Source organism: Infirmifilum sp. (assembly GCF_049970975.1).
Lineage (GTDB): Archaea > Thermoproteota > Thermoprotei > Thermofilales > Thermofilaceae > Thermofilum > Thermofilum uzonense.
Genome location: NZ_JBMFLX010000203.1, coordinates 1 through 1,330, shown reverse-complemented (window position 1 = coordinate 1,330; position 1,330 = coordinate 1). Strand labels below are relative to the sequence as shown.

Below are 1,330 nucleotides of genomic sequence, written 5' to 3'. Positions count from 1 at the left end.
TCAGTAAGATCACGCTCGGAGTGCTGCTCGCCTCTCTCGTTGGGGGGGTGGCCAATGCTGTAGTGGGCGCCTACTCTGTAAGAGGCCAGCTGGTGAAGGGCGCCCTGCTAGCTCACCTAGTGGTCTTCATAGCGCCACCGCTCGCCTTGGCAATGGCGCTGCAGGCAAGAGGGATCGGGTGGCGCCTCCTTAACATTATCATTCAAAAGTCGAAGTTAATAAAAAGAGAATTACGGTGTTGCAATTTAGCTCATATTTCCATTTGGTTTGTGACTGCCTTTACGCTCTTAGGCCTTCTGGTCAGCTTAGATCCATCAAACTCTTTCCAAACTTCTAAGGCTGATCCAGGAGGATCTATTGGCGCGGTGCCTTGGTTCACTTACCCCGTCCTACTCGGACTGAGCGTACCCCTGGGGACGATCGGTCTGATCGAGCTGTCGAAGAAACAGAGGACGATCGCTGGCGCCCTAATGCTGCTTGCCCTGCTAGCGGTGGCACTCGGCAGGTTGAACACTTGGGTGAACACGATGGGCATCGAGACCGGCTACTGGGGCGAGAAGCGGTTTGTTATCTTCGTCTACATGGCACTAGCCCCTCCGACCGTGCTCGTGCTGTCTCGCGCGCTCGAAGGAGCTTCACGTTCGGCGCTCGCTGCGCTGCTTTTCATAATACTAATTTTATCACCTAACACTTTAGTTGTCACGTCCTTCTGGGGTCTTGGGGGGAAAGCATGGAGAATTAGCGATGAAGAGGCGGTAGTGCTCGCTGAGCTCCGTGCGCGCCTCTGGGACGAGCCTGAAAGATGGATCCTCTCCCCCTCCATCAGGAGCAGGGACGCGACTGCCTTCGCTGCCCCCATCTACTACGTGTTCTTCCCCCCCAGTTTCTTCCTCAGGACGGATCCATGCGCCGTCCTACCCTCCTTCTACGTGTACGGTCTGGGGCCGCCGTACCTGTTCATCGACTGGTCACGGGACGCAAACACTGTTAGGAGTGGGTGGGTAGGGAGGCACCTGCTGCCGCTGCTCCCGAAGGTTGCCAGCAGCGGCCCGGTCGAGGCGTACAACGTGCCGGAGCTCTCCCCGCCGCTGCCGGGAGGCGCGGTGGCGCTGGCGCTACCGCTGGCCCCCCTCAGGGTGGACCACGCCTACTTGCTCCTCTCGCTCGCCGGGGTCAACTACACACCGGTTCTCGAGGTCGACCCCGCCCTCTCCCGCTACGGCATCATCGTGGTGCCCTACGACCCTGTGAACGGAGAGTACAGAGTCAAGCTCGATCTGGTGAAGGTTCCCATCGTTGAAACTAGCAGCGCGGTTCAGCTGAGGGAGGA

General features: G+C 58.8%; 1 protein-coding gene. It reads left to right on the top strand.

Annotated features, from left to right (window positions below; all coding sequences use genetic code 11):
* Positions 1 to 47: 47 nt before the first annotated feature.
* The coding region (locus ACP5KC_RS10550) for a hypothetical protein (RefSeq protein ID WP_428287568.1) at positions 48 to 1,330 on the top strand (1,283 nt) is incomplete at its 3' end.